A 25,023-nucleotide genomic window follows, 5' to 3' on the forward strand; every position below is an offset into this window, starting at 1 on the left:
AAAAATGCCGAGCACATTAGGCTCGGCATTTAAACTCAATCATGGATCGTGTTGTATTTATTTGTAAGCTGGCAGTTCTGTTCTTAACCCTTTCACCAAACTTACGCACATCAACAGCAGAACAAAAGTAAACGGTAATCCTGTTGCAACAACACCTGATTGCAATGCTTGCAGGGCTTCTTTACCACCAACCCAAAGCATTACGGCTGCAATTGCACCTTCAATACACGCCCAGAAAATGCGTTGCGGTACTGGTGCATCAATCTTACCACCGGCGGTAATACTATCGATAACCAGTGAGCCAGAGTCTGACGATGTAATAAAGAATACCAGAATCAGCACGATAGAAAGCATTGAAATCACTGAGCTATACGGAAGCGCATCGTAAACATGGAACAGAGTCAATGAAATATCAGTTAGGCCATTTGCACCTAGCTCACCAACTTTATTCACCACTTGGTCAAGCGCGATACCACCAAACACAGACATCCAAATCAAAGTAACAACTGTAGGAATAACGATGACTGCGAATAAGAATTCTCGAACCGTACGACCTTTAGACACACGCGCGATAAACATACCAACAAACGGTGACCAAGATACCCACCAAGCCCAGTAGAATACCGTCCAGCCGTGCATCCAAGTTTCATCTTCACGACCGTGAGGGTTACTCAATGGAATAATATTTTCAATGTAAGCCATTGTTGTGTCGCGTAGCGAGCTCCACGCCGTATCAAACGTGATGAAGGTAATGAAAATAAGCAGCGCAAACGCAACCACCATATTGACGTTACTCAGTAGCTTAACACCACCATCAATACCACGAATCACTGATAGCACCGCGATAAAGGTAACGAAGGTGATCACAATCATTTGTGTACCAATGCCGCCTTCTAGACCAAAGACATGATTAATACCACTGGTCGCCTGCTGAGCACCCAGACCTAGCGACGTTGCAAGACCAAATAGCGTCGACAAAACGGCAAGGATATCAATAACGTGACCTAACCAGCCCCATGCACGGTCACCAAAAATTGGATAGAACGCCGCGCGCAATGAAAGTGGTAAACCTTTGTTAAAGGCAAAAAACGCTAATGCTAGTGCAACGAGTGCGTAAATACTCCAACCATGTACACCCCAGTGGAACATAGTGGCACCCATCGCGAGGGATTTTGCTTCTTCGGTGTATGGTACTGCGTTAAGTGGCATTCCCCACCAATCAGTGAAATACGCGGTCGGCTCAGCCACACTCCAGAACAGAAGACCAATACCCATACCCGCGGCGAAAAGCATCGACAACCAAGAAACGGTTGAGTGATCCGGCGTTGCTTCTTTGCCTCCTAAGCGGATTTTACCTAGCGGAGAAAAAAGAAGAGCAACGGCGAACAATAAGAAGAAGTTTGTCGACCACATAAAGAACGCATCAAACTGTTCGATAATTCCGTTTTTTAGACCGTTTAATACGTCTCGAGCAGTGGTTGGCTCAACAAGAAGAAGTGAAATCAGACAGAAAACAACGAGCCCCGCACTAATGCCAAAAACCGGGTTATGTATATCGAATCCCCACTTTTGAACGTTATCCTGTCCAACCTGATAATCGGTTGTATCAATACTATATTTTTTAAATGCATTATCCATAAATACAAATTTAACGTGAATTTGAAACGCCCCTCAGGTGAGAAGAACTCCAATACCGCCCTCCATTAATTTGAACTCTAAAGTTTTAAAGCGGGACGAATTTTAGCAGCAATCACATATTTTTGCAAAAAGTCGTGATTTATTGCATTTTAAGCTCAATTCAAGACAGATGAAGGGGAAATAATATCAACACAAAAATTATGAGGTCTAACGATTGATTTTGTCGTAGGTTGTAGACTAGAAAAGACACAAGAAATACTTAAGTTCATAGCCAGTCACTGCGCAAATAGAGAAGACCTGCGCTGATTTGGTTTCACAATTAACGACGAAACCAAATCAGCAAACCTTTCATCCAGCGAGCGTTATAAGAAATGGAAGGTGATGTTCCCTGTTACGCTGCTAACGGTATCGCTATCGCCTTCAATATCCACGCCAAACGCTTGATAACTCGCGCCCACAGACACATTGTCAAGCAAGAAGTATTCGGCACCAACACTATACATGTAAGAGACGCCATCATCTTTGTCTAAGTTTCTCAGTCCGCCGTCATAATCAACGTTGAATGCATTGATGCCGCCTTTTGCGTAAACGTGTAACGGGCCGAAGTCGATACTAGGTTTCGCCGCTAAATAGAATGAATCAAAATCAGCACTACCCCTGCTGCCACTCAAAGATAAATCCACTTTGCCGTGATTAAAGTAGCCTGCTTCAATGCCAATGAACGGCAAAATACCAGTACCGACATGAATACCGTAGGTTGTATCATTTTCGCTGTCGATATCGGACTGACCAATTTGGCCACCAGCGTAAATCCAAGAGTCAGCCATTGCTGACGTTGAGCACAACGTTAGAGCGAATAACGAGAGTGTTTTTTTCATACTATCCCTTCCTGATCGATTCCTAAGCGAAACATTACGCAAATATGCGCATTTAATCGCCACTATATATTGGAAAGCATAGGCATTTTAAGACTCTAAAAGTGAATAATTTATGTTCAACTTTTGTTTTGTGACTTCCAGACAAAAAAACACCGACATAAAGCCGGTGTGTTTCATATGGTGTTAGAAAGCTTGACGCTTATAGGAAATGTAGTGTTGCGTTAACAGAGAACGTGCTGATATCGTCTTTACCAGCAGTGTAGTTCATGTAGCTAGCACCAACAGACATCGGGCCAAAAATGAAGTACTCAGCACCCACACCGTACATTAGGTCCAAATCGTCATCGTCTTTGCCGCCTTTCACTTTTTTGTCCCACTGATGGAAACCACCTTTTGCGTACACGTGTAGCGGACCGAAGTCGATACTTGGCTTAAGTGCTGCGTAGTAAGAAGTTAGCTTAGTGTCTTGACCATTTACGTTGAACTCACCGTGTTGTGTTACACCAGCTTCAACACCAATGATAGGTAGAATGCCTGTACCAACGTGAACAGAGTATGATGTGTCCGTCTCACCTTTGTAGTCAGACTGACCTACTGTTGCACCACCGTAAATCCAAGAATCCGCCATTGCCGCAGAAGATGCGCCAAGTAGCGCCACTGCTAATAGAGTTTTTTTCATCATCTACCTTTACTCTTTATTATTCCCACGTCTGCATAACTCAGTCGTTGGTACTACAAATAAAGGGAGGCGAACTATTGCCTCCCAGAACTAAAAATAATGCTTATTGAGTTACTAGCAATTAGTGTACCAGCAACTTCTTAAGCGATAATTACAAATCTGACACTATTTTACTGGTTGATTAGCAAGCATCAATCGCGTTTTTGACTCGTTTATCAGAAACAGGATAAGGAGTGCCTAATTGTTGAGCAAAGTAACTCACGCGAAGCTCTTCAATCATCCAACGCACTTCTTTTACATTTTCAGGAATGGCCACACCTTTCGGGATCTTGTTCAGCAACTCTTTATAGTCTTGAGTCACAGATTCAATCTTCAGCATATGTAAACGATCTTTGTTTGGATCGATTGGCAACTTCTCCATACGACGCTCTATCGCGCGCATGTAGCGAAGAATATCCGGCAAGCGTTTCCAGCCACATTCCGTTGCAAAGCCTTTGAAGATCAAGCCTTCAATTTGTGCTTTGATATCGGACAGAGCAAACGCCATTGTGAAGTCGATCTTGCCTTTTAGCTTCTTATTGATGCTAAACGCCGTGGTCAGAATAGTCTCAACCTGTTGAGCAATCTCTACAACGGTGTCACCCAATTCAGCACGAACGTGTTCTTTCAACGCTTCGAACTTCTCTGGCTCCCAAACTAAACCACCCTGCTCTTCAATAAGCTTATCGACACCACAGGCAATGCAGTCATCTATCAGATCAAGCACTTTGCCGTATGGATTAAAGTACAGACCCAGCTTCGATTTGTTCGGTAAGTTGGCGTGCAAATATTTAATTGGCGACGGTACGTTCAATAAAATTAGGCGACGCTGACCAGCACGCATTGCCGTTATCTGCTCGTACTCCGTTTCGTAGAGTTTGATTTCAACGCTGTCTTTGGTATCAACAAGCGCCGGATACGCTTTTACATCGTAGCCGCCACGTTTTTGTTGATACACTTTCGGCAATTCTCCAAAACTCCACGTATGCAGACCTTGCTGTTCGATATCGTCATCCGCAACTTTGGAAAGCGTTTCTTGAACTTTGTCTTTCAAACTTTCTTTCAGTTCATGAAGGTCTTTGTTTTCCTTCAGTTTACGATTTCGGTGATCAACCGCACGAAACGTGACTTTCAAGTGCTCAGGTACTTGTTCCAAGTTCCAGTCTTCACGCAGCACTTCTACGCCCGTCATGCGTCGCAACTCTTTCTCCAATGAATCTAACAGCGGCGCTTCCATTGGCGTAACGCGCGCTAAGAATGCATCGGCATAGTTCGGCGCAGGCACAAAGTTCTTACGAATTGTCTTTGGCAACGATTTAATCAAGCTAACCACAAGCTCATGGCGTAAACCTGGGATCTGCCAGTCAAAGCCCGCTGGTTCAACTTGGTTTAAAATCGGCAACGGCAAATGCACTGTGACACCGTCACTATCATCGCCTGGTTCAAATTGGTAACTCAATTTGAGCTTCAAACCATTTTGATGCCAGAAGTTCGGGTAATCCAAATCGGTCACATGGCTAGCATCACCCTTGAACAGCATCTCTTTTTCAAAGTTCAGCAGTTCCGGATTTTCTTTAGATGCCTTTTTCCACCACGTATCGAAATGCTTACCAGACACCACTTCGGTGCCAACGCGTTGGTCATAGAAATCAAACAGCTCATCATCATCCACTAAGATGTCTCGACGACGAGATTTATGCTCAAGCTCTTCCACTTCTTGCAGAAGCTTACGGTTTTGCTTAAAGAACGCGTGTTTGGTTTCCCATTCACCCTCAACCAATGCACTACGAATGAAGATTTCGCGACTTACGATCGAATCGATACTGCCGTAGTTGACCAAGCGTTTCGGTACGATTGGTACGCCGTAAAGCATCACTTTTTCGTGCGCCATCACCGCAGCACGTTTCTTCGACCAATGCGGTTCGCTGTAACTGCGCTTAATAAGGTGTTTAGCTAACGGCTCAATCCATTCTGGCTGAATCTTGGCAATAATGCGGCCCCAAAGTTTCGAGGTTTCCACCAGCTCGGCTGACATAATCCATTTAGGTTGTTTCTTGAATAATCCCGATGCTGGGAAGATATGAAAGCGAGCGTTACGCGCGCCTTGATATTCATTCTTTTCTTGGTCTTTCATGCCGATGTGCGACAGCAAACCAACCAAAATGGCACTGTGTACGCCATGGTAAGAAGCGGGCTCATCGTTAAGCTTGAACTCCATCTCACGCATCGACTGATGAATTTGGAAGTACACGTCTTGCCACTCGCGAACGCGCAAGTAGTTCAAATAGTCTTGCTTACACTGTTTGCGGAACTGATTGCTAGACAAGGCTTTTTGCTGCTTTTGGATGTATTCCCACAAATTCACAAATGTCAGGAAGTCCGACTCTTCATGGAAGAAGCGACGATGTTTATCGTCTGAAGATTGTTGTTTATCTGAAGGACGTTCGCGTGGATCTTGAATCGACAAGGCCGCTGCAATGATCATCACTTCTTTAAGCGCACCATATTTTGGCGCTTCCAATACCATACGCGCCAAGCGCGGATCGATTGGCAAACGCGCTAATTGGCGACCAATGGAAGTCAGGCTCTTTTTCGGGTCTTTTACCTCAGAGTTAATCGCACCAAGCTCTTCCAGCAAACGCACGCCGTCTTGGATGTTACGTTTATCCGGTGCTTCCACAAACGGAAACGCTTGAATATCACCCAAACCAAGTGCCGTCATTTGCAAGATAACCGACGCTAGGTTGGTACGCAGGATTTCAGGATCAGTAAACTCTGGGCGTGACTCAAAATCTTCCTCTGAGTACAGACGAATACAAATACCCTCTTCCACACGACCACAACGACCTTTTCGCTGGTTCGCACTCGCCTGAGAAACTGGCTCGATTGGAAGACGCTGAACCTTGGTACGGTAACTGTATCGGCTAATACGCGCTGTACCCGGGTCAATAACGTACTTAATACCCGGAACAGTTAGCGAGGTTTCTGCCACGTTGGTTGCCAGTACAATTCGGCGACCAGTGTGAGGTTGGAAAATCTTATTCTGCTCACCTGCCGACAAACGCGCGTAAAGCGGCACAATTTCCGTGCTCTTCAGATTACGTTTGGACAATGCATCTGCGGTATCACGGATTTCACGTTCACCGTTCATGAAAATCAGGATGTCACCTAAACCTTCATCGCACAGTTCATCTACCGCTTCGAAGATGCCTTCAAGCTGGTCACGATCATTGTCGTCATCACCGCTTAGTGGGCGGTAACGTGTTTCTACTGGGTAAGTACGACCCGATACTTCAATGATTGGTGCATTGTTGAAGTGTTTTGAGAAGCGTTCTGGGTCGATGGTTGCCGACGTGATGATCACTTTCAAATCAGGACGACGTGGCAGCAACTCTTTCAAGTAACCCAAGATGAAATCGATGTTGAGGCTGCGCTCGTGCGCTTCATCGATAATGATGGTGTCGTATTGATTCAAGAAACGGTCATGCTGAATTTCAGCTAGCAAGATACCGTCCGTCATCAATTTGATTTGGGTATTTTCAGAGATCTGATCGTTGAATCGAACCTTGTAACCAACAAACTCACCAAGCTTGGTTTCCATCTCTTCGGCAATACGGTTAGCAACCGAACGCGCTGCAAGACGACGAGGCTGAGTATGACCAATCAGACCAAATTTACCGCGACCAAGCTCAGCACAGATTTTGGGTAGCTGAGTGGTTTTACCTGAACCGGTTTCACCCGCGACGATAACCACTTGGTTTTCTTCGATCGCTTTCGCAATATCGTCGCGTTTTTGGCTGACTGGAAGAATTTCAGGGTATTCAATCGTTGGTTTGTAGCTACTACGTTGCTCCACAACCATCATGGATTTGGCGATGTCTAATGCGATTTCGTCGAACACAGCATTACGCGCTGCGTCCTTCTTAATTTTGCTTGCACCAGAAATACGTTTACTCAAGCGGAAACGGTCGCGCATCATGCACTGATTCAGCGCTTTACGCAGAGATGCAGCACTATTCACTTGAGCCTGAGGTGTTTGAGCTTGTTTCGCTGTCGCTTTTTGCGCACCATTTGACGGTGTCGCTTGCTCTTCAGCTAGATTCTTTTTTGGGGGCTGTGACGAAGTCAAAGCGTTTCCTATTCTTTTCATTACAAAAACTGCGCGGATTGTATCACACAAGATCTGTAACAAGATAACCGAAAGCTCATTCAATTTTTTCGAACATGTTCAGCGAATCGCTAGGCTTTTGAACTCACTCACGTTGCTTATAATGGCTCCCATAGTCGAAAGCACTTATTTAAGGAATAACCATTATGTCTCGTGTACTAGCTCTAAAATCAAGCATCCTTGGCGATTACTCTCAATCAAACAAATTGGTTGAAGACTTCATCAAAAATGTAGACCAAGACAAGCTTACTGTTCGTGACTTGGCTGCAAACCCGCTACCTGTTTTGGACTTCGCCGTTGCGACTGCACTGCGCGCTACGGAAGATCTTTCACAAGAACAGCAAGCGGTAGTCGACTTGTCTGACACCCTTATTGAAGAAGTAAAGGCCGCAGACACTTTGGTTATTGCCGCTCCAATGTACAACTTCACCATCCCGACTCAGCTTAAAAACTGGATTGATTTGATTGCTCGTGCAGGCGTGACATTCAAATACACAGAAAACGGCGTTCAAGGTTTGATTGAAGGTAAAAAGGCGATTGTAGTAACGACTCGTGGTGGTATTCATAAAGATTCACCAACTGACAACGTTACGCCATACCTACGCACTGTACTGGGTTTTGTAGGAATCACTGATGTAGAATTTGTTTACGCAGAAGCGCTAAACATGGGTGAAGATGCAGCTGCAAAAGGCATTTCAGAAGCGCAAAGCCAACTTGCAACAATGGCGTAAGTTAGAATAAACCAGAATACAAAAGGGATTGGTTCGCGCTAATCCCTTTTTGGATCCTGATGCCTTGATCGTATTTATAGGGTCTCTTACATCGTCAAAGACGATTCACTTTCTCCAAGTTGCGTATTGCATCGAGGTAGACTTTTTCTAAAGACCGCTCAGCTTCGCTTATCATATTCTCGATCATCGCATTAAACGCGACATCGCTACGGATTTCTATATTGTCTCCCGCCTTAACGTCTAGAGAGTTGACGTACAACACCAACCATTCATCTCCCTCCAAATGCCCTTCTCCGTGAATGGCAAAAAAGCGTTTAGCAAATTCATAGTTAGTACAATTTATCGTTTCAATTTGAATATTGAATGAGGAGTCGATACTCATGGTGTTCATGCCATCCGATTCATCAGATGCATCACAAACAGCCTTAACTCTGGCACGATATACGAAATTTCTCGTTGAAAGCAGCATAGTATTATTCATCTTTACTCATAATGGGCGATAAATAAGTCAGTTGCAAATCCGACCTATATGCATCTCGCGATGCGCTAAAACTCGAACTGGAAATAAATAGTATTGTAGTTGCTCCCACCTTTAATTCGCCCAAACTGGGAAGCGCTTTCAAAAATCGCCGAGCGGTGATGCAATGAATAGCCCACCCACATATTGTTCCAGCTCTTTTGGTTGAAGAGATCGCCTACATTGACATCAAACGAGAAATCTAGGTAGTTGAGCAACTTGCTTGGTGTATAACCCTTGTCTTCCATTTCTGTGCCTTCAATATAGGTAATGCTATCAATGTATGACATACCTTCCGCTACACCAAATCGCCAAGTCGTAGGCCAATTAACCGTATAATAAGCCTTAATCGCCATGACGTATTCTGTGCTCGCAGACTGAACACTGGACGACCAGTGATGAACCAACCCTGGCGTTAAATAAATATCAAGAGGAAAACCAAACAGCTCATCCGTTAATGGATGCCCATAAAACAATGAAGTAAGTTGATTGTCGTATGGGTCTCTTTCTCTCTCAAAGCTAAATATTTCACCGATGTTCGAAGGCGTCGCCCAACCATGCGCAATACGTAGATATGCTTTATTGCTCAGTGTTGGTTTCGGAGCTTGGCTTTTATCGTTGAAAAAGCCAAAACCAACAAACACTTCTCCCTGATACCGATCTTCTACAAGCTGACTGTTGTAGGCGTTATCATCTAAGCGAGTAACACTCGTCTCACCCAATAAATACAAATTTGAAGTTACATGGTAACGCGCTTTAATACCAAGATTGGTGTCAAGCCCAGCTCCAATTCTCTCGCCAGTAATATCCTTAAAGGAATAATATTCACTATTGAAATCAGCGTCTTTGTATCGAATCGTAATCGATGGCTCTAATTCCCAATCACCAAATACATAATTGGCAGCAAGGCGGTAATTAGAGTGAAACTGGAGTTCGTCGTCCGTCATCAACTCTACTTCTGCGCGCCAAGTGTCGTTAATGCTATAACGCACTTGCCCACCGAAATCGACTCTGTCCCCTTCATTAGCATTTTGTAGCGACATGGGAATATCGACAAATCTCAATCGCATGAGTGCGCTCGCGCGCCAGTCGGAATCACTCTCGTTATACAAAAAAGCGCCACCTTCAATGCCATTGATATACACATGTTCGTTTTCAAAGAACATCATTGGTACAAATGTACTCACCGTAGAGTCATTATCGGCGGTGTAAAACGGAATCGATGCTGTGCGATACATCGCAGCAATCCCCCACGTTTGTTCGTCTGCACCATGCGCAGAAGAAACTGCCGCAGCTAAAGGTAAAGCGAGTGTTGTTAGAATTAATCTCTTCATGAGTTCGAAAAATGTTGGTTGAGAAGCAGGCAAACATCAATGATTTGCCATTAAAAGCTTATGTTCTGCTGATGATAGCCGTTACAATGGCAAATGTTGTCATCCTCGTGACAGTTTGAGTCCCATGATCATATTAATATTGCATGACTAGGTGAGCTTGTTTGCGAATATTTTACCATTACAACAAGCGCTTAAACTCTAGCTTAGTTCTAAATCAAACATAATGAAGTAAAAAGTGAAAGCATCAGAACTCATCTCTACCTTGAATCATTTACCCGCAGACACAGACCCAGACATTGTGATGGGAGAAGCATGGCTGCCAGAGAGGTTGATAGGGACTCAACTCGATGGTGACATGTTGTTTTTGCACTTTGATAATGCACCAGAAGATGGTCAAGGTGACGAAGAAGGGCGTGGCTTCGTCGAACACGAAATCGACTTAATTAGAACTCGGCTTCAGCAAATTTTGGATGAAGACAGTGATAACGCGTCAAAAGCCGATGCGATGCTTGGTTTGTTCCTTATGGGACATGAACTTAGTAGCTCGCAAGTTATCGAAATATTAGAAGAAGAAGCTGACACATAAGGAGCCGTTTTGCCAGCATTGATGAACACGACTGAAATTTCTTCACTTCCTCTTGTCGTTGCAGGTCCGATCCTACGTAAAGTGACCGCAACTGAAATCAATATTTGGCTAGTCACCACCCAACGCTTGGAGGGTATGGTGCAAATTACGGATGAAAATGCCTCCATCCTTTATCAAGCCCCTTTAAGTGAACAAAAAGAACAGCTTCAAATCGGCCTCAATGCGTGGTGTTGCTTACTTAAATTAGAAGGCGAGTTTCCAACCCATCAAGCGTTACGCTATCAAATAAAAACGCCATATGGATTAGTGACGGAACTGCTCCCTCACCTGACTTATGAGCGAGATAATACGCCAAACTTGGGTATTGAGTTCCTCGTTAGTGAAAAAGCGGATTATCTCCTACATGGCTCTTGCCGTAATCCCCATCACTTCAGTGATGATACATTGGTCGCTGCGGATCATAAAATCGCGTCTCAATCCATTGAAGAAAGACCGGATATGCTCATCATGAGTGGTGATCAAATCTATGCAGACCATGTTGCAGGCCCCACTCTCGATGCCATTGAGCAAGTCATAGCTTTATTGGGTTTGCCAGGCGAAGAATTCGATCAAGCTCCGATAAAAAATACCAATGAGCTCTACCAACACCCTGCTTGCTATTATGGTCGAGATAAATTGTTGCCTCATTATGTGAGTGATGACAGTTTACTAAGTAAGTTTTTTCCACACCGAGGGACACCAATATTCAGCGCCAAAGAGTGTGAGAATCACCTAATAAGCTTTGCTGAGTGCTTTGCAATGTACTTATTGGTTTGGTCTCCGACCTTGTGGAAGCTTGTTCGAACGGATCGTTTATTAGAAAACGAATTTACTGTCGGCGGAGAAGTTCTTGAACCCAAATGGCAGCAGCAATGGCGCGAAGAAAAAAAACAAATTGATAAATTCGTCGCAGGTCTGGACAAGGTTCAACGCTTACTCGCTCACATTCCAACCTATATGATTTTTGATGATCACGATGTCACCGACGATTGGAATCTCACCATAGGCTGGGAACAAGCCGCATACAGCAACACGTTTGCAAAACGCATTATCGGTAATAGCTTGATTGCTTACTGGGTTTGCCAAGGTTGGGGAAATGCGCCAGAAAAATTCAATGATGAATTTATGAGCCTCGCTCAACGCTTTATCGATGAGCGAACCTCGCAAACCCAAGATGCATTTATTCAATATTTGTATCGCTTTGAGAATTGGCACTACACCATTCCTACGACACCAAAAGTTGTCGTGCTAGATACACGAACCAGACGCTGGCGTTCTGAGTCTAAAATGAACAAACCTTCTGGCTTAATGGACTGGGAAGCGATGATTGAGTTCCACCAAGAACTCGTGCACCAAGACAAAGTTGTTATTGTTTCTGCCGCGCCAATGTTTGGTGTGAAATTTATCGAAGCACTACAACGTGTGGTGACCATGCTTGGTAAACCATTGATGGTTGATGCTGAAAACTGGATGGCTCACCCCGGAAGTGCGAATACTCTTATTAGTATTTTCACACACACAAAGACACCAACTAACTTTGTTATTCTCTCTGGCGACGTACACTACTCTTTTGCATACGATATTAAGCTCCGCTATCGAAAAAACAGTCCGAATATCTATCAAATCACCTGTAGTGGAATTAAAAATCAGTTCCCTACACAACTGCTCAATATTTGTGATGGCCTAGATAGACTGCTATACAGCCCTCGCTCACCTTTAAACTGGTTCACAAAACGTAAACGACTCAAGATTTACAAACGCGCACCAAGTACGCACAACTTTTATCGCTTGGTTAACCATAGTGCCATTGGTGAGCTACGCCTTGATGATGAAGGCAAACCAAGTCAAATTAGTATTCTGACGAGTGATGGTGACGAAGTTCATTTTCCACCGACACGTGCTGAAAGCTGAGTATCAATCCCAAAATGACTTGCCCTTTGTAAGAGGCAAGTCACCTTGAACTAACTCAGGAGTTTAGTTTTTTTGGGGAGAAAGTGGCCGTTCTTAAATGTCAACGGCGTGCTAAATTTGGTATCGCACCTTGAGATCTTCCGTATTTATTACCATGTTAACCAAATAAACAATAGCTCGGTGTTCATTATGTTTAATTCTCTCACATCATTATTTAAACAACTCATTGATGGCTCTGATTTAAGCCAAACCAACACACTTTCCCCTAACATGGCTATCGCGTGTTTGCTTTGTGAAGTTTCTGGCGCAGACCATAGTGTCGATGATAGAGAACAAGAAACAAAGCGCTCTTTATTGATGAAACTGCTTTCGTTAAATGAAGAAGAATCAAATACTTTGTTAGAGCAAGCGCAACAGAAAATAAAAGATTCCGCTTCGCTGTACGACTTTACCTCTCAACTAAGAGAACTGACTCAAGAAACTCGTTACAACTTAATCAAAAGCATGTGGGAAGTCGCTTACGCAGACGGCGAAATTGACCCGCTAGAAGACGCGGTGATCCGTAAAACAGCAGAGCTACTCTATGTTGATCACAGCGAGTTCATTCGAGCGAAGTTACAGTCTCAGTAAAGTGACGAGATGAGTATATAAGTCGCTGGCTAACTCTAAGCTACCCCTAGAATGACAACAGATATCGCTTCTGTAGCCATAAAAAAACGCGCACTCTGCGCGTTTTTCAATAAGCCAACGACATTGTTATTAAAATACTGGTCAAGGTATGTGTTTAGCTCTTTCCACACTAAACAGACTGCATGACAAAACAACAATGGTTGGATGATTATTTAATTACAAGCTAGCTAGGTTCGAATAACTAAAACATGGTCAAAGCAAGCTTAGCTAAGTTGTATGCATCTACATAGCCAGAGTGTTGACGCCCTTCCCAGTCTATTCCTTTTGCTTCTTGAGCGGCTCGATGGCCTATACGTCTATCTTTAAGACGATTTTGAATACGGTAGAGTGTCGCTAAGTTGATGAACTCTGTGAACGGTGCTTCAATACCTTTTTGCTTACACTCTTCTAGAAGAATGAGGTCATCTCGCCCCCAAGATGCAAAGATTTTGTTGCGACCACCGAAGTTCTTAACCATGGATTTAAGCACTTCTTCTAGTGGGCGTCCTTGTTTTTCAATCTTACGTGGTGTGATGCCCGTTAACTCAGCGCAAAACAGAGACACTTCATCGTGTTCTGGTTTCACGTAGTATTGAGCACGCTTGACTATCTCACCTTTAGACAAATCTATTTCAGCTAACCCCACTTCGATAATTTCACCCGTGCTGCCGACGCCATTTTCGTTCCAGCAACACATTTCTAAATCGAAGCATACAATACGGTTATGGTTCATAGTTTGCCTTGGTTCCTAACATAAAAATTTAAAGCGTGCGATTCTATCGTAACAAGGCGTAAAACTCGAATTTGTGCGCCCATTTAATCGCCGATCGACACATTATTACGGCCGTTTTTTTTACTCAAATAGAGTTGACTGTCCATTTTGTGATACAAGCTCTCAGGATCTTCTTCTTTATGGATAACCGCACCGATACTCAACGTACAGATGATTGACGCATCACCATAATCAAAAGCCGTACTTGCCACAACACTCCGTAACTTTTCTAGGTAAGCTTCTAGCACTGCTCTATCAATGACTTTAGAAATAATACAAAACTCGTCACCACCAGCGCGGTAAAACTTATCTCCCGGTTTTAAATTAGCACTGACCAGCTTAGTGACATGTTGCAACGCTTCATCTCCACCTAAATGGCCGTGTTTGTCATTAATCACTTTGAAGTGGTCGATATCAAAACCAACCAAGGCGAAGTTAACACCTTTGTTTATCTGATTAAGCAAGTGATCGTTGAATGCTCGGCGATTCAGTAGTTGAGTTAGAGGGTCTCGCTCTGCCATTCTTTTTAATTCAACGGTTTTGAGCTCCAACATGACCGCTAAGCGCTCTTTTTCTCGAGACTGTAAATTCACAATCCAACTGATCAAAAAGGCGATTACCAATCCGGCTAGCGTCGTGCCCGCTAAAATAGAACGCTCCCAAGCTGAGACTGCGTCAGAAAGTTTAAAGTCAATACGCCATTCACGGTTAGGCAGTTGAATGGTTCGGCTTATAACGGTTCCTCGAATGTTATCCCAGCTAGCACTTTGAAAGAGAACAGGGTCATCTGCTGCGTCGAATCCCAAATCTTCTACGCGCACCGACATATCGAGCTCCGTCGCGGTTTTCGTAATCAAATCCTCAAAGTAAACCGTACTTCGGATAACACCGGTCACTACTCCTAATAAATATTTGTTCTCGAAGTCGAACACTGGATGGAACACCAGCAACCCAGTCTTAGGTATGGACTTGTCATAACCATCTTGCAGTAAGCGAACTTTATCCGAGACATTCGCTCGCCCATTTTCGGAAATATCATCCAAGATTAAATCGAAGCGTTTGCGCGAAAAATAGAAACCCAATAGAGAAAGGTTTTCCGGTGTTCTTGGGTAGATATCCGACGCGATAAAAATTGGCTCATTGTGTTCAAAAATGTACCCGTAGGTTTTGGGACCATCTTTAGGAACGGTAAACGGTTGGAAGTTTGGAAATTTTTGACGGGTCTTTAAAATATGTTCATCAAGATCTTCGAATTCGACCTTTTGCATCCATTGAAGTCCAATGAGACTTCGCGAGCTGTTAATCACTTGTTCCGCATACATCGGAAACGATGGCCAATAGCTTCGCTCAATCGAATGGAAAAAGTTTGCGCCCGCACCAATGAACTTTAGATCATTCTCGACGTTTGCTTTAAGTGATTCTGCTTGTCGGTCGGCTAAAGTATCAAACGTCGTCTGTGTATACCGTTGCTGCATTGTATAAGCAGCACCAACTACACCAGCAGTGACACATAAAGTCGCCAAAAAAGCTAAAATAGAGTCTGAATGTCGTTTTATAAAGCTCTTATGAGCGGTGCTTTGTGTCATATCGTAATTTTTGATACTTCCGTAAGTTAAACTTCGGGATCTATTGAAATACTGCGTTAGCAATGCACAAACATCAAGCAACAACCTATATTGGGGAGTCTGATCGTCGATTTTTCACTCTGTTCGTACGGTATAGTCACGAATTATTACAGCCTTAAGCCTTGAATATGCTACCATCCGTCATCATTTTAATGTCTAAACTTGGTGCAAGATCGCAAAGACGATCGTTTTAGTGAACAAATATGAGCCAATACTGAGCACCAATAAATCAATAGAAAGAGAAAAAACGTCATGAACATTGATTTGAACCTAATTCCTCAAACGTTCGATATGCTTCACGCAGGCCTAACCGCATCGAGCGTTTTGCTTCTTCTAGTTGCAGTGTCGCGCAAATCAAAAGTGGTCGAGAAAGTGGTAGAAAAACCAGTCGAGAAAATCGTCGAGGTTGAGAAACCAGTTGAGAAGATCGTTGAAGTAGAAAAAGTAGTGGAAGTAGAGAAAGTCGTAGAGCGTGTTGTAGAAGTTGAATCAAAACTTGCAACCGCATCAACGGACTCTGCAATGCAGCTGCTTTCTATCATGCAACAAGAAGCTCGTCTGATTGACTTCCTAAAAGAAGACCTAACGTCATTCTCTGATGAAGAAGTAGGCGCAGCTGCTCGCGTAATCCACACTGGCGGTCAGAAAGTACTGAACGACTACGTGACGCTAGCGCACGTTCGTAACGAAGACGAAGAAACTCGCATTACGGTTGAAGAAGGCTTCAACCCACAACAAATCCGCCTAACTGGCAACGTAACAGGCAGCGCGCCATTCAACGGCACGCTAGTTCACAAAGGCTGGAAAGCAACATCAATGACGTTGCCTAAACTTGCTGAGAACTACGATGCATCTGTGATCGCTCCAGCTGAGGTTGAGCTGTAATGGAACACATGAACCAAGAAAACCATTCTCAAGAAGCGTCTGTTGAAACTCAACAGACGCCTAAATTCAGTGTTGGTATCGACTTAGGTACAACACACTGTGTTATGTCTTTTGTTGATACACACAACGAAGACGCTCGCGTTGAAGTGATGCCAATCCCGCAGTTGACTGCGCCGGGTACGGTAGAGACTCGTAGCCAGTTAGGCTCTTTCCTTTACCAACCACACGAGCACGAAATGAACCCGCAATCACGCGTTCTTCCGTGGTCGAGCGAGCCAAAAGCGCTGGTTGGTGCAATTGCACGTAACCTAGGTTCAAAAACACCAATTCGCCTTGTGGCAAGTGCGAAATCTTGGCTTTGCCACGCAGGTGTGAACCGTCGTGATGCCTTCCTACCAACAGGTAGCCCAGAAGAAGTGGAAAAAGTATCCCCTCTTCGTGCGACAGAGCTTTACCTAGAGCACCTAAAAGACGCTTGGAATCACACCAATCCAAATCACAACCTTGCCGATCAAGACGTGACTATTACGGTTCCTGCTTCCTTTGATCCTGCTGCTCGCGATCTAACTGCAGAAGCAGCACGCAACGTTGGTTTTGTGCACCTAACGCTTCTAGAAGAGCCACAAGCTGCGCTTTACAACTGGATCGATAACAGTAACGACAAATGGCGCGACGAAGTTGAAGTTGGCGACATCGTGCTTGTAGTCGATATCGGTGGTGGTACAACCGACCTTTCTTTGGTTGAAGTAACTGAAGACGACGGCAACCTAACTCTGAACCGTATTGCGGTAGGTGAACACATCCTACTTGGCGGTGACAACATGGACCTTGCACTTGCGTACCGCTTGAAGATGAAGCTAGCGCAAGAAGGCAAAGAGCTACAGCCATGGCAAGTTCAGGCAATGACGCACGCATGTCGTGACGCTAAAGAAGCGCTATTGAACGACAGCGAGCTTCAGTCAGTGCCAATCGTGGTACCAAGCCGTGGTTCTAAACTGCTTGGCGCAACGCTAAAAACAGAACTGACTCAAGAAGAAGTACAACAAACACTGGTTGACGGCTTCTTCCCTCAAGTTGCGATTACGGACCACCCTGTTCAACGTAGCCGTGGTGCACTAACGCAAATGGGTCTGCCTTACGCACAAGATGCGGGCATTACTCGTCACATTGCAGCGTTCTTGTCTAAGCAAGCTAATGCCCTTTCCGCTTCAGGATATGGCGGCGAAGCAGCTCAAGATTTCAACCCATTCGCTAACATGCCTGGTATGCCAGGTGCGGATGCAGCCCAATCAGCTGACTTCATCAAGCCAACCGCAATCCTATTCAACGGTGGTGTTCTGAAATCGAAACTTCTAGCAACTCGTCTAGAAGACACGATCAACGAATGGTTAATTGAAGCAGATGCAGAAATGGCGAAGCGCCTAACAGGTGTGGATCTAGACCTTGCGGTTGCTAGCGGTGCGGCTTACTACGGCTCTGTACGTCGTGGTCAAGGCGTTCGTATCCGTGGTGGTATTGCTTCGGCGTACTACGTGGGTATCGAAAGTGCGATGCCTGCGATTCCTGGCATGGCGCCTCCAATGGAAGCACTTTGCGTTGCACCATTTGGTATGGAAGAAGGTTCCAGCGTTGACGTACCAAGCCAAGAGTTTGGTTTGATCATCGGTCAGCCGGTTAACTTCCAATTCTTCGGCTCAACGGTTCGTCGTGATGACCTAGCAGGTACTCACCTAGACTACTGGGCACCAGAAGAGCTCGAAGAGCTACCAGAAATTCAAGTAACGCTCCCTGTATCTGAAGGTCGTCGTGAAGGCGAAGTGGTTCCGGTAACCCTAGCCTCTCGCGTCACTGAGCTTGGTACGCTTTACTTAGAAGCCATTGCTGCTGATAACGGTCAAAAATGGCATGTTGAGTTCGATGTGCGCGAAGACGCGAAAAGCAACTCAAACGAAGAAGAATAAATAGAAATCAAACGGCATCCAATCGGGTGCCGTTTTTAAATACACGAAGGTTTGTATGGCATCTCCTCGTTTTCTTGTTGGTATTGACCTTGGCACCACAAACACTGTGGTGGCGTACTGTGAAATCACCGACAACCTTGAACAATCCGAAGTATCCCTATTCGACATCGACCAATTGATTGGTCCGGGTGAAGTGGTTCGTAAACCATTGCTGCCCTCTTTCCGCTATCACCCTGCAGTTGGTCAAATCTCCCCTTCTGACCTAACACTTCCTTGGGAAAACGAACCGGTATCTGGCGACATTAGTAATGTGATCGTGGGTGAATGGGCTCGTGAATTAGGCGCTAAGGTGGAAGGACGTCAGGTATCCAGTGCTAAAAGCTGGCTATCGCACCAAGCAGTGGATCGTAGTTCAGACATTCTTCCTTGGGCTGGTGCGCAAGACGTGGATAAAGTCTCGCCAGTTATTGCCAGCGCAAGTTACCTCAATCATATTCGTCAAGCATGGAACTACCGTCATCCAAGTAACAAACTCGAAGACCAAGACGTAGTTGTCACCGTTCCGGCATCATTTGATGAAACCGCACGTAAACTGACACTTGAAGCCGCCGAGCTTGCTGGCTTGAAAAAAATCGTCTTGCTTGAAGAGCCACAGGCGGTGTGTTACGACTGGTACGCACGCCACCAGCAAACCACGGCTGACGAATTAAAAGATCTGCCACTAATCCTTGTTTGCGATGTGGGTGGTGGTACAACAGACTTAAGTCTTATCGAAGCTAAGTTCACTCATGACGACTTAGCACTTGATCGTATTGGCGTTGGTGAGCACTTAATGCTAGGTGGCGATAACCTCGACTTAGCGTTAGCGCACCTTGCTGAAAGTCGCTTCAGTCAAACCAAAAAACTCACTGCTGCAAGCCTAACCAAGCTTATTCAGCAAACTCGTAAAGCCAAAGAAAACCTGCTCTCAACGAGTGCACCTGAAGAAGTAAAGATCACCATGCTAGGCAGTGGTTCTAAGCTGCTTGGGGGCACAAAGAGTATTGCTCTAAGCAAACAAGAAGTGCACCAAATCGCATTGGATGGTTTCTTCCCGCTTTCTGATTTCAGTGAAGTGCCAGACAAACGCCGCAGCGCGGTTGTCGAGTTTGGTCTTCCATACGTTGCTGACCCAGCGGTGAGCAAGCACGTTGCCGAGTTCTTAACTCAGCATCAGCAAGTATCTCGCGCCGCTCTTGGCATTGAAGACGACAAACACAACGCGATCCCAGTTGGCTTATTGCTGAACGGTGGCGTGTTCAACAGTGCTCTGGTGACTGAACGTGTCACTACCCTACTTTCTGACTGGCGCGGCGCACCAGTTACGGTATTAGATAACCCACATCCAGATTGGTCGGTCGCACTAGGTGCGGTTGCGTTTGGTAAAGCGCGTCGTGGCGCACAACTGAAAATTGGTGGTGGTGCTGCACGCTCTTACTTCTTGCATCTACAAGAAAAAAACAAAATGGGTAAAGCCCTCTGTTTACTTGCAAAAGGCACAGAAGAAGGTCACGAGATCCGCTTAAGTGGTCGTCGTTTCTCGCTTACCCTAGGTGAGCCCGTTCGCTTTAACTTGCTGACCTCTACCCACGACACCTTAACCAATAACACTGCCATTCAAAACGGTGTGATGGTGGACGTTGATCCTGACTTATTTGCTCCTCTTCCGCCTTATATCACCACTCTTGAAGGTGAAGGCGCCGAACTGCAAGCCAACCAAAAAGAGCGCGTGGAAGTACAACTGGCGTGTCAGTTGACCGAAGTCGGCACGCTTAAGATGGAATGTGTCAGCGCAGAAGATGACAGCAAACGTTGGGAGCTGGAATTCGAAGTTCGTAACAAGCAAACTGACGACAGTGAACAAGTTAAGCTTCACCCTAAACTGAACGAATGTAAGGAGCTGATCGCTCGCCTTTACAGCGGTAATAAGAAAAGCGCAGAAAGCAAAGAGATCAAAACCTTAGCCAAAGATCTTGAGAAGAAACTGGGCAAACGTGACGAGTGGGATTTCACTACCCTACGTCAACTTTTTGATACCTTTGCGCAAGGTCGTAAGCGTCGCCGTCGTTCTGAACAACACGAGAAAAACTGGCTTCGTTTGGCGGGCTTTGCGTTGCGTCCGGGCTTTGGCGATCCAACCGATTCATGGCGCATTGAGCAAGTTTGGGGTCTCTACCAACAAAACATTCAGTTTAAGAACCATCAAGGTTGGACTGACTGGTGGGTGTTCTGGCGTCGTATCGCAGGTGGCTTGAGCCAAGAGCAACAAGAGACCATCTTGGCGGACATCGCGAAATACCTACATCCTGGTGCGATGAAAAACCCACAATCCGCCAAAGCGGCACAAGATATGGGTTACGAGTCGATGGTACGTTTGTCAGCTTCTCTGGAGCATCTAGAAGTCGAAGACAAAGTTCTATTGGCTACGTGGTTCTTGAGCAAAGCCATCAACCATAACCAGTTCGAACAAGCACACTGGTGGGCAATGGGTCGCTTGGCATCACGTACGCCTTTATATGGCAGTCAGCATAACGTCGTTCCTCGTGAACAAGCGGAACAGTGGTTGCCTAAGCTGTTAGAGCAGAACTGGCAGAAAGAGCCAATGATCGCTTTCGCAGCCGTAATGATTTGTCGTAAGACGGGCGACCGCCTATTCGATATCTCTGACGACTACCGTGAACAGGTACTGGCTAAGTTGAAGCAAAGCAAGGTACCTGAATCTTGGGTATCATTGGTTGAAGAAGTCAAAGAGCTATCTGAGAGCGAATCGAAGCGTATCTTCGGTGATGCACTGCCAAGCGGTCTGACGCTGGTAAATAACTAGGCTCTCACGCTTATAAACGCAACAAAGCCCTTCTCGTGAAGGGCTTTGTTTTATCTGATTCTGCTTGCTGACGAAAGTCGACTCGTTAATTCATTTCCGTATTGATCACCACATCACGTGTTTCATTATCCATATCACTGATGCCGACCACTGAGATTTCACGGTCAGATAAATTCTCAATCATGCTATCTTCTAACCCACCGTCCGTCATCCACGCATAGAATTTTTCCGCAATACGATCCGAACCTTCCCCGACAAACGTTAATGTGACCTTCTTCATTTGTGACACTCCATCAATTTACGATTCAGCCACTTAAGCGTAGTATGTTTCGCAAATATCGACATAAACTAGGACTAACTTCTTTTATGAGTATCGAAAAATTTGACGCGATTTATCAGCGCGCTGCTGAGCGTAAAGGTGGTGAAGATCAACTTGAAGCACTTTTGTCTCATCCACTAAGCAAAGAAGAATTGACAGCGATTCCCGACGACCGTTGGCTGGCCGCTTTTTCGATGAAAGTATTCCAAAGTGGGATTTCGTGGAGCGTAGTTCGCAACAAGTGGCCGAACTTCGAAGAAGTGTTCTTCGGATTTAAGATTGAGCCGCTGTTGATGCTGTCAGATGAGCAATGGGAAACCAAAGCAACCGACAAACGCATCATTCGCCACCTCACTAAAGTCATGTCGATTCCTGCCAACGCACGTATGATCCACGAAGCAAAAATCGAATATGGCTCGTTTGGCAAAATGGTTGCCGATTGGCCGCAAGAGAAAATCACCGACCTGTGGGCGTATTTGAAGAAACGCGGTAATCGCCTAGGGGGCAATACCGGTCCTTACACACTTCGCCAAATGGGCGTTGATACCTTCATCTTGTCTAGCGACGTTGAAGCTTACCTGCGTAATTGCAAGATCATTGAAGGTGGCAAAGATACGAAAAAATCGCTCGATGCAACCAACAAAGCGTTTGTTCAATGGCAGCAAGAAAGTGGCAGAAGCCTGTCTGAAATCAGCCAAATCATTGCGTTCAGCACCGGCGATAATCGCATTTAACAGAGACTGAACCCAAAACAAAACGGCGCACCAAATATTGGATTTAGTGCGCCGTTTTTATGTTCATTGGTTCAAGTACAGACTTACTTTGAAGCCAGTGATTCCCACTCAGTCAGTAGCTGCATAATACGGTGAGAGTCTTCCCATGTTGCACAAGGGTTCTCTAACGATGTACGCCCTGCTTCAACCGCTTGGCGAATATTGCGCACTTGATAGAAGAAAGCGTCTCCAGCTGCCGATACAGACACCTCGCGCTTCGACGTCTCGTAAATTTCCACACTAAACTGGTTTTCTTGCGTTGGTAGCCATGGGTTTGAATCTAACGTAATACAGCCTTTGCTACCCAGAATGGTGAATTGGTGTTTCAATCCGTGATCTTCGGCAGTGTGTACGATCGCCGTTTGTTGCTCACCAAATTGCATCATTAAGCTCGATTCACAGATATTACCGTCATGGCCTCTTCGGCCAATCGCCGTCATAAAGCGGTTTCCAAAGGCTTGTTCACCCAACATGGTTTTCACCACCAAATGCACTAATGACATTGGGTAGCAACCTAAGTTATACAAAGCACCTTTACTGTCTGGATTCACAAACTGCGCAATCGACGCAATATAAGAAGTATGAATCGAGCGAAGTTCACCAATCTCTCCTGATTTAAGCACAGAAACCAACTCGCTGATCAACGGGTGATGCAAGTACATCAAACCTTCAGCAAAGAATACCTTGTGCGTTTCGACTGCTTTTAGTGCCAACTCGGTTTTTTCCATATCTACCGACAGTGACTTTTCACACAGGATCGCTTTCCCCTGCTCTGCCGCTTTGACGATAAAGTCATGATGAAGGTGATTTGGCAGTGCGATGTAAATAATGTCGACTTGCTCATCAGCAATCAACGCATCGTAATCGGTGAACGTATTCTCGATGCCATATTGCTCAGCGAATGTCTTTAAGTTCTGCTCCGAACGCCCAGCAACCGCGTACAGTTCACTCTTGTCATCGCCTTGGATTGCTTCAGCCATGACACCTGAGATAAAGCTTGTGCCTAAAATGCCCCATTTCATGTTCGCCTCTCCTATTGAGCTTGGGTTTCGAATGCTTGGACTAACTCTGCCACTTCAGCAGCAATAAACGCTTGTGTATGCGGCATAGCAAAATGCGCTTCAATCGCGGTGCGGTTTTCATATCGCTCCCAAAGAATCACACGTTGTGGTTCTGTAGAATCGTAGGTCGCATTCGCTTGCAAGCACCCCGCTTCGCTTTGCATATCAAGGCAAAATTGTTCAATGGCTTCAACCACTTGTTGTCTTGGCTTATCGGCATTCATTTTCAGTTCGGCGGTAACAAAAATCGTCTCGCTCATGATGGCTCTCTTTCTCCATTCTTAATCATACGTCCACTGTAATTAACCTCATTTGATTGATAAACTCTGCTTTAGTTATTTCTTTATCAACTCTGGGTGTGTAATGGATAAATTAACAAGCATGAAGGTTTTCGCTTACGTGGTCGAACACGGCAGCTTTCGTAATGCAGCACACCACTTTGATATTTCACCGACCATGGTTGGCAAGCACGTGAGCTTTCTTGAGCAAAGCTTAGGTACACAGCTAATTCATCGCACCACGCGCAAACAGTCCCTGACCGAAGCTGGCAGACTCTACTACCAAGAGTGCCACCGCATTATTGAAGACATCACCAACGCAGAGAACCTGATCCAGACGCTGATCAACCGTCCAACCGGAACTGTAAAAGTTAACTGCCCTGTCACGTATGGCAAAAAGGTCATTGCTCCTATCGTGGCTGACTTCTTAGCTGAATTTCCCGATTTGAACGTTGAGCTAATGTTGGACAACAATTTGATTGACCCATATCGAAGCGAAGCTGACGTGATTATTCGAATCGGTGAGTTGGTCGATTCGTCGTTAGTCGCGAGAAAATTGGGTGAATACCACATGACTTACTGCGCCTCACCCTCTTACCTTGAGCAACATGCCCCTATCCAATCACTTGATGACTTAGCACACCATCATTGTTTGGGGTTTCAGTATCACCAAGGAGAAAGCCAACAAGTGGTGAACATGCCATCTAATACCTTTGGAAACAGCAACACCCGATTAACGTCTAACAATGGCGATGTACTTAAGTTCGCCGCGTTAAAAAGCTCTGGTGTTCTTATGCAACCAAAGATCTTAGTTGAGCAGGAAATCCAATCTGGTGCCTTGGTAGAAATTCTGCAGCAACATGCTCCCAAGCCAAAACCGATCCACCTGCTTTACCGTTCAAAACAGCTTTCCCTTAAAAACCGTACCTTGGTCGATTTTATTCTTTCTCATGTGAATCCATAACGTCACCCCATAAAGCGGCGACAATTTAACCATTTAATTAACTTTTATTGTCGATATGACAAATATTATTGCTTGTTAATTGTCTTTATTTTTCATGTTGTTAGTCAGAGACACCCATTAACTAGGCATAATTTATTGATTCACACCAATTGCATTGCTCTGACAAAGTGACTAGGATTGCCGCCTTTCCTGAGTGAACTATCAAAAAAATATCGAGAAATTTAATCTAATTTCTCTTCCTGTTCGTGTGCAATCACAACATTTACACTCATTTCAAATTGCATAAGCACATTCCTTTGCTTATGAAAACGACATTGATTTCTCAACGCTTCT

General features: G+C 44.9%; 20 protein-coding genes. 9 read left to right on the plus strand and 11 right to left on the minus strand.

Annotated elements, in window-relative coordinates; all coding sequences use genetic code 11:
• Positions 1–57: 57 nt before the first annotated feature.
• The 4 genes from R7P35_RS09875 to hrpA form a co-directional block, all read right to left on the minus strand.
• Entirely contained in the window at positions 58–1,638 is a 1,581-nt protein-coding gene (locus R7P35_RS09875; RefSeq protein ID WP_005377659.1) for a BCCT family transporter, read from the minus strand.
• A 362-nt stretch (positions 1,639–2,000) separates the two neighbouring features.
• Positions 2,001–2,516 carry an outer membrane beta-barrel protein gene (locus R7P35_RS09880; RefSeq protein WP_042522922.1) on the minus strand — a complete coding sequence of 172 codons (516 nt, stop codon included), beginning with the start codon at positions 2,514–2,516 and terminating at the stop codon, positions 2,001–2,003.
• A gap of 199 nt (positions 2,517–2,715) precedes the next feature.
• Positions 2,716–3,195 (minus strand): outer membrane beta-barrel protein, encoded by a 480-nt coding sequence (locus R7P35_RS09885; RefSeq protein WP_021033871.1) that lies wholly within the window; start codon positions 3,193–3,195, stop codon positions 2,716–2,718.
• Between the two features lie 181 nt (positions 3,196–3,376).
• Complete coding sequence (hrpA, locus tag R7P35_RS09890; RefSeq protein ID WP_318092025.1) at positions 3,377–7,363, minus strand: ATP-dependent RNA helicase HrpA; 3,987 nt, start codon at positions 7,361–7,363, stop codon at positions 3,377–3,379.
• A gap of 185 nt (positions 7,364–7,548) precedes the next feature.
• On the opposite strand from hrpA, the gene R7P35_RS09895 reads away from it, so the two are divergent.
• Complete coding sequence (locus R7P35_RS09895) at positions 7,549–8,133, plus strand: FMN-dependent NADH-azoreductase (RefSeq protein ID WP_005377667.1); 585 nt, start codon at positions 7,549–7,551, stop codon at positions 8,131–8,133.
• A gap of 94 nt (positions 8,134–8,227) precedes the next feature.
• On the opposite strand, the gene R7P35_RS09900 is transcribed toward R7P35_RS09895, so the two are convergent.
• Positions 8,228–8,614 carry a hypothetical protein gene (locus R7P35_RS09900; protein ID WP_318092026.1) on the minus strand — a complete coding sequence of 129 codons (387 nt, stop codon included), beginning with the start codon at positions 8,612–8,614 and terminating at the stop codon, positions 8,228–8,230.
• A gap of 65 nt (positions 8,615–8,679) precedes the next feature.
• On the minus strand, positions 8,680–9,984 hold the full coding sequence (locus tag R7P35_RS09905) for a MipA/OmpV family protein (RefSeq protein WP_054865630.1): 1,305 nt from the start codon (positions 9,982–9,984) through the stop codon (positions 8,680–8,682).
• A gap of 235 nt (positions 9,985–10,219) precedes the next feature.
• Between R7P35_RS09905 and R7P35_RS09910 the strand changes: the two genes are divergently transcribed.
• The 3 genes from R7P35_RS09910 to R7P35_RS09920 all read left to right on the plus strand — a co-directional run bounded on the left by R7P35_RS09910 (position 10,220) and on the right by R7P35_RS09920 (position 13,150).
• Complete coding sequence (locus R7P35_RS09910) at positions 10,220–10,570, plus strand: hypothetical protein (RefSeq protein ID WP_005377676.1); 351 nt, start codon at positions 10,220–10,222, stop codon at positions 10,568–10,570.
• A gap of 9 nt (positions 10,571–10,579) precedes the next feature.
• Positions 10,580–12,520, plus strand: coding sequence for an alkaline phosphatase D family protein (locus R7P35_RS09915; protein WP_318092030.1), 1,941 nt, complete (start codon positions 10,580–10,582; stop codon positions 12,518–12,520).
• A 189-nt stretch (positions 12,521–12,709) separates the two neighbouring features.
• The gene (locus R7P35_RS09920; protein ID WP_017820644.1) at positions 12,710–13,150 is read left to right on the plus strand and encodes a TerB family tellurite resistance protein; all 441 of its coding nucleotides are present in this window, start codon (positions 12,710–12,712) and stop codon (positions 13,148–13,150) included.
• 241 nt (positions 13,151–13,391) lie between these two features.
• Here R7P35_RS09920 and R7P35_RS09925 read toward each other — a convergent pair whose 3' ends face one another.
• Positions 13,392–13,922 carry a 3'-5' exonuclease gene (locus tag R7P35_RS09925; RefSeq protein ID WP_033905248.1) on the minus strand — a complete coding sequence of 177 codons (531 nt, stop codon included), beginning with the start codon at positions 13,920–13,922 and terminating at the stop codon, positions 13,392–13,394.
• A gap of 83 nt (positions 13,923–14,005) precedes the next feature.
• On the minus strand, positions 14,006–15,547 hold the full coding sequence (locus R7P35_RS09930) for a sensor domain-containing diguanylate cyclase (RefSeq protein ID WP_005377686.1): 1,542 nt from the start codon (positions 15,545–15,547) through the stop codon (positions 14,006–14,008).
• A gap of 291 nt (positions 15,548–15,838) precedes the next feature.
• Between R7P35_RS09930 and R7P35_RS09935 the strand changes: the two genes are divergently transcribed.
• Genes R7P35_RS09935 through R7P35_RS09945 form a run of 3 tightly spaced genes read left to right on the plus strand, consistent with a single transcriptional unit; the run spans position 15,839 to position 21,295 of the window.
• On the plus strand, positions 15,839–16,471 hold the full coding sequence (locus R7P35_RS09935; protein ID WP_033905247.1) for a DUF2760 domain-containing protein: 633 nt from the start codon (positions 15,839–15,841) through the stop codon (positions 16,469–16,471).
• The gene (locus R7P35_RS09940; RefSeq protein WP_213904928.1) at positions 16,471–18,432 is read left to right on the plus strand and encodes an Hsp70 family protein; all 1,962 of its coding nucleotides are present in this window, start codon (positions 16,471–16,473) and stop codon (positions 18,430–18,432) included. Before R7P35_RS09935 ends, R7P35_RS09940 begins: the two co-directional genes overlap by 1 nt.
• A 55-nt stretch (positions 18,433–18,487) precedes the next feature.
• On the plus strand, positions 18,488–21,295 hold the full coding sequence (locus tag R7P35_RS09945) for an Hsp70 family protein (protein WP_318092033.1): 2,808 nt from the start codon (positions 18,488–18,490) through the stop codon (positions 21,293–21,295).
• A gap of 85 nt (positions 21,296–21,380) precedes the next feature.
• On the opposite strand, the gene R7P35_RS09950 is transcribed toward R7P35_RS09945, so the two are convergent.
• Entirely contained in the window at positions 21,381–21,575 is a 195-nt protein-coding gene (locus R7P35_RS09950) for a hypothetical protein (protein WP_005377692.1), read from the minus strand.
• A gap of 86 nt (positions 21,576–21,661) precedes the next feature.
• On the opposite strand from R7P35_RS09950, the gene R7P35_RS09955 reads away from it, so the two are divergent.
• Entirely contained in the window at positions 21,662–22,348 is a 687-nt protein-coding gene (locus R7P35_RS09955; RefSeq protein ID WP_033006771.1) for a DNA-3-methyladenine glycosylase I, read from the plus strand.
• Between the two features lie 83 nt (positions 22,349–22,431).
• Here R7P35_RS09955 and R7P35_RS09960 read toward each other — a convergent pair whose 3' ends face one another.
• Positions 22,432–23,409: a Gfo/Idh/MocA family protein gene (locus tag R7P35_RS09960; protein ID WP_042522899.1), complete on the minus strand. Its 978-nt coding sequence runs from the start codon at positions 23,407–23,409 to the stop codon at positions 22,432–22,434.
• An 11-nt stretch (positions 23,410–23,420) separates the two neighbouring features.
• Positions 23,421–23,708 (minus strand): putative quinol monooxygenase, encoded by a 288-nt coding sequence (locus R7P35_RS09965; protein WP_005377698.1) that lies wholly within the window; start codon positions 23,706–23,708, stop codon positions 23,421–23,423.
• 103 nt (positions 23,709–23,811) lie between these two features.
• Here R7P35_RS09965 and R7P35_RS09970 point away from each other — a divergent pair, with 103 nt between their 5' ends.
• Entirely contained in the window at positions 23,812–24,690 is an 879-nt protein-coding gene (locus R7P35_RS09970) for a LysR family transcriptional regulator (protein ID WP_005377700.1), read from the plus strand.
• Positions 24,691–25,023 lie beyond the last annotated feature (333 nt).

The sequence above is a fragment of the Vibrio sp. Vb0304 genome, from assembly GCF_033338995.1.
GTDB classification, from domain to species: Bacteria; Pseudomonadota; Gammaproteobacteria; order Enterobacterales; family Vibrionaceae; genus Vibrio; species Vibrio alginolyticus.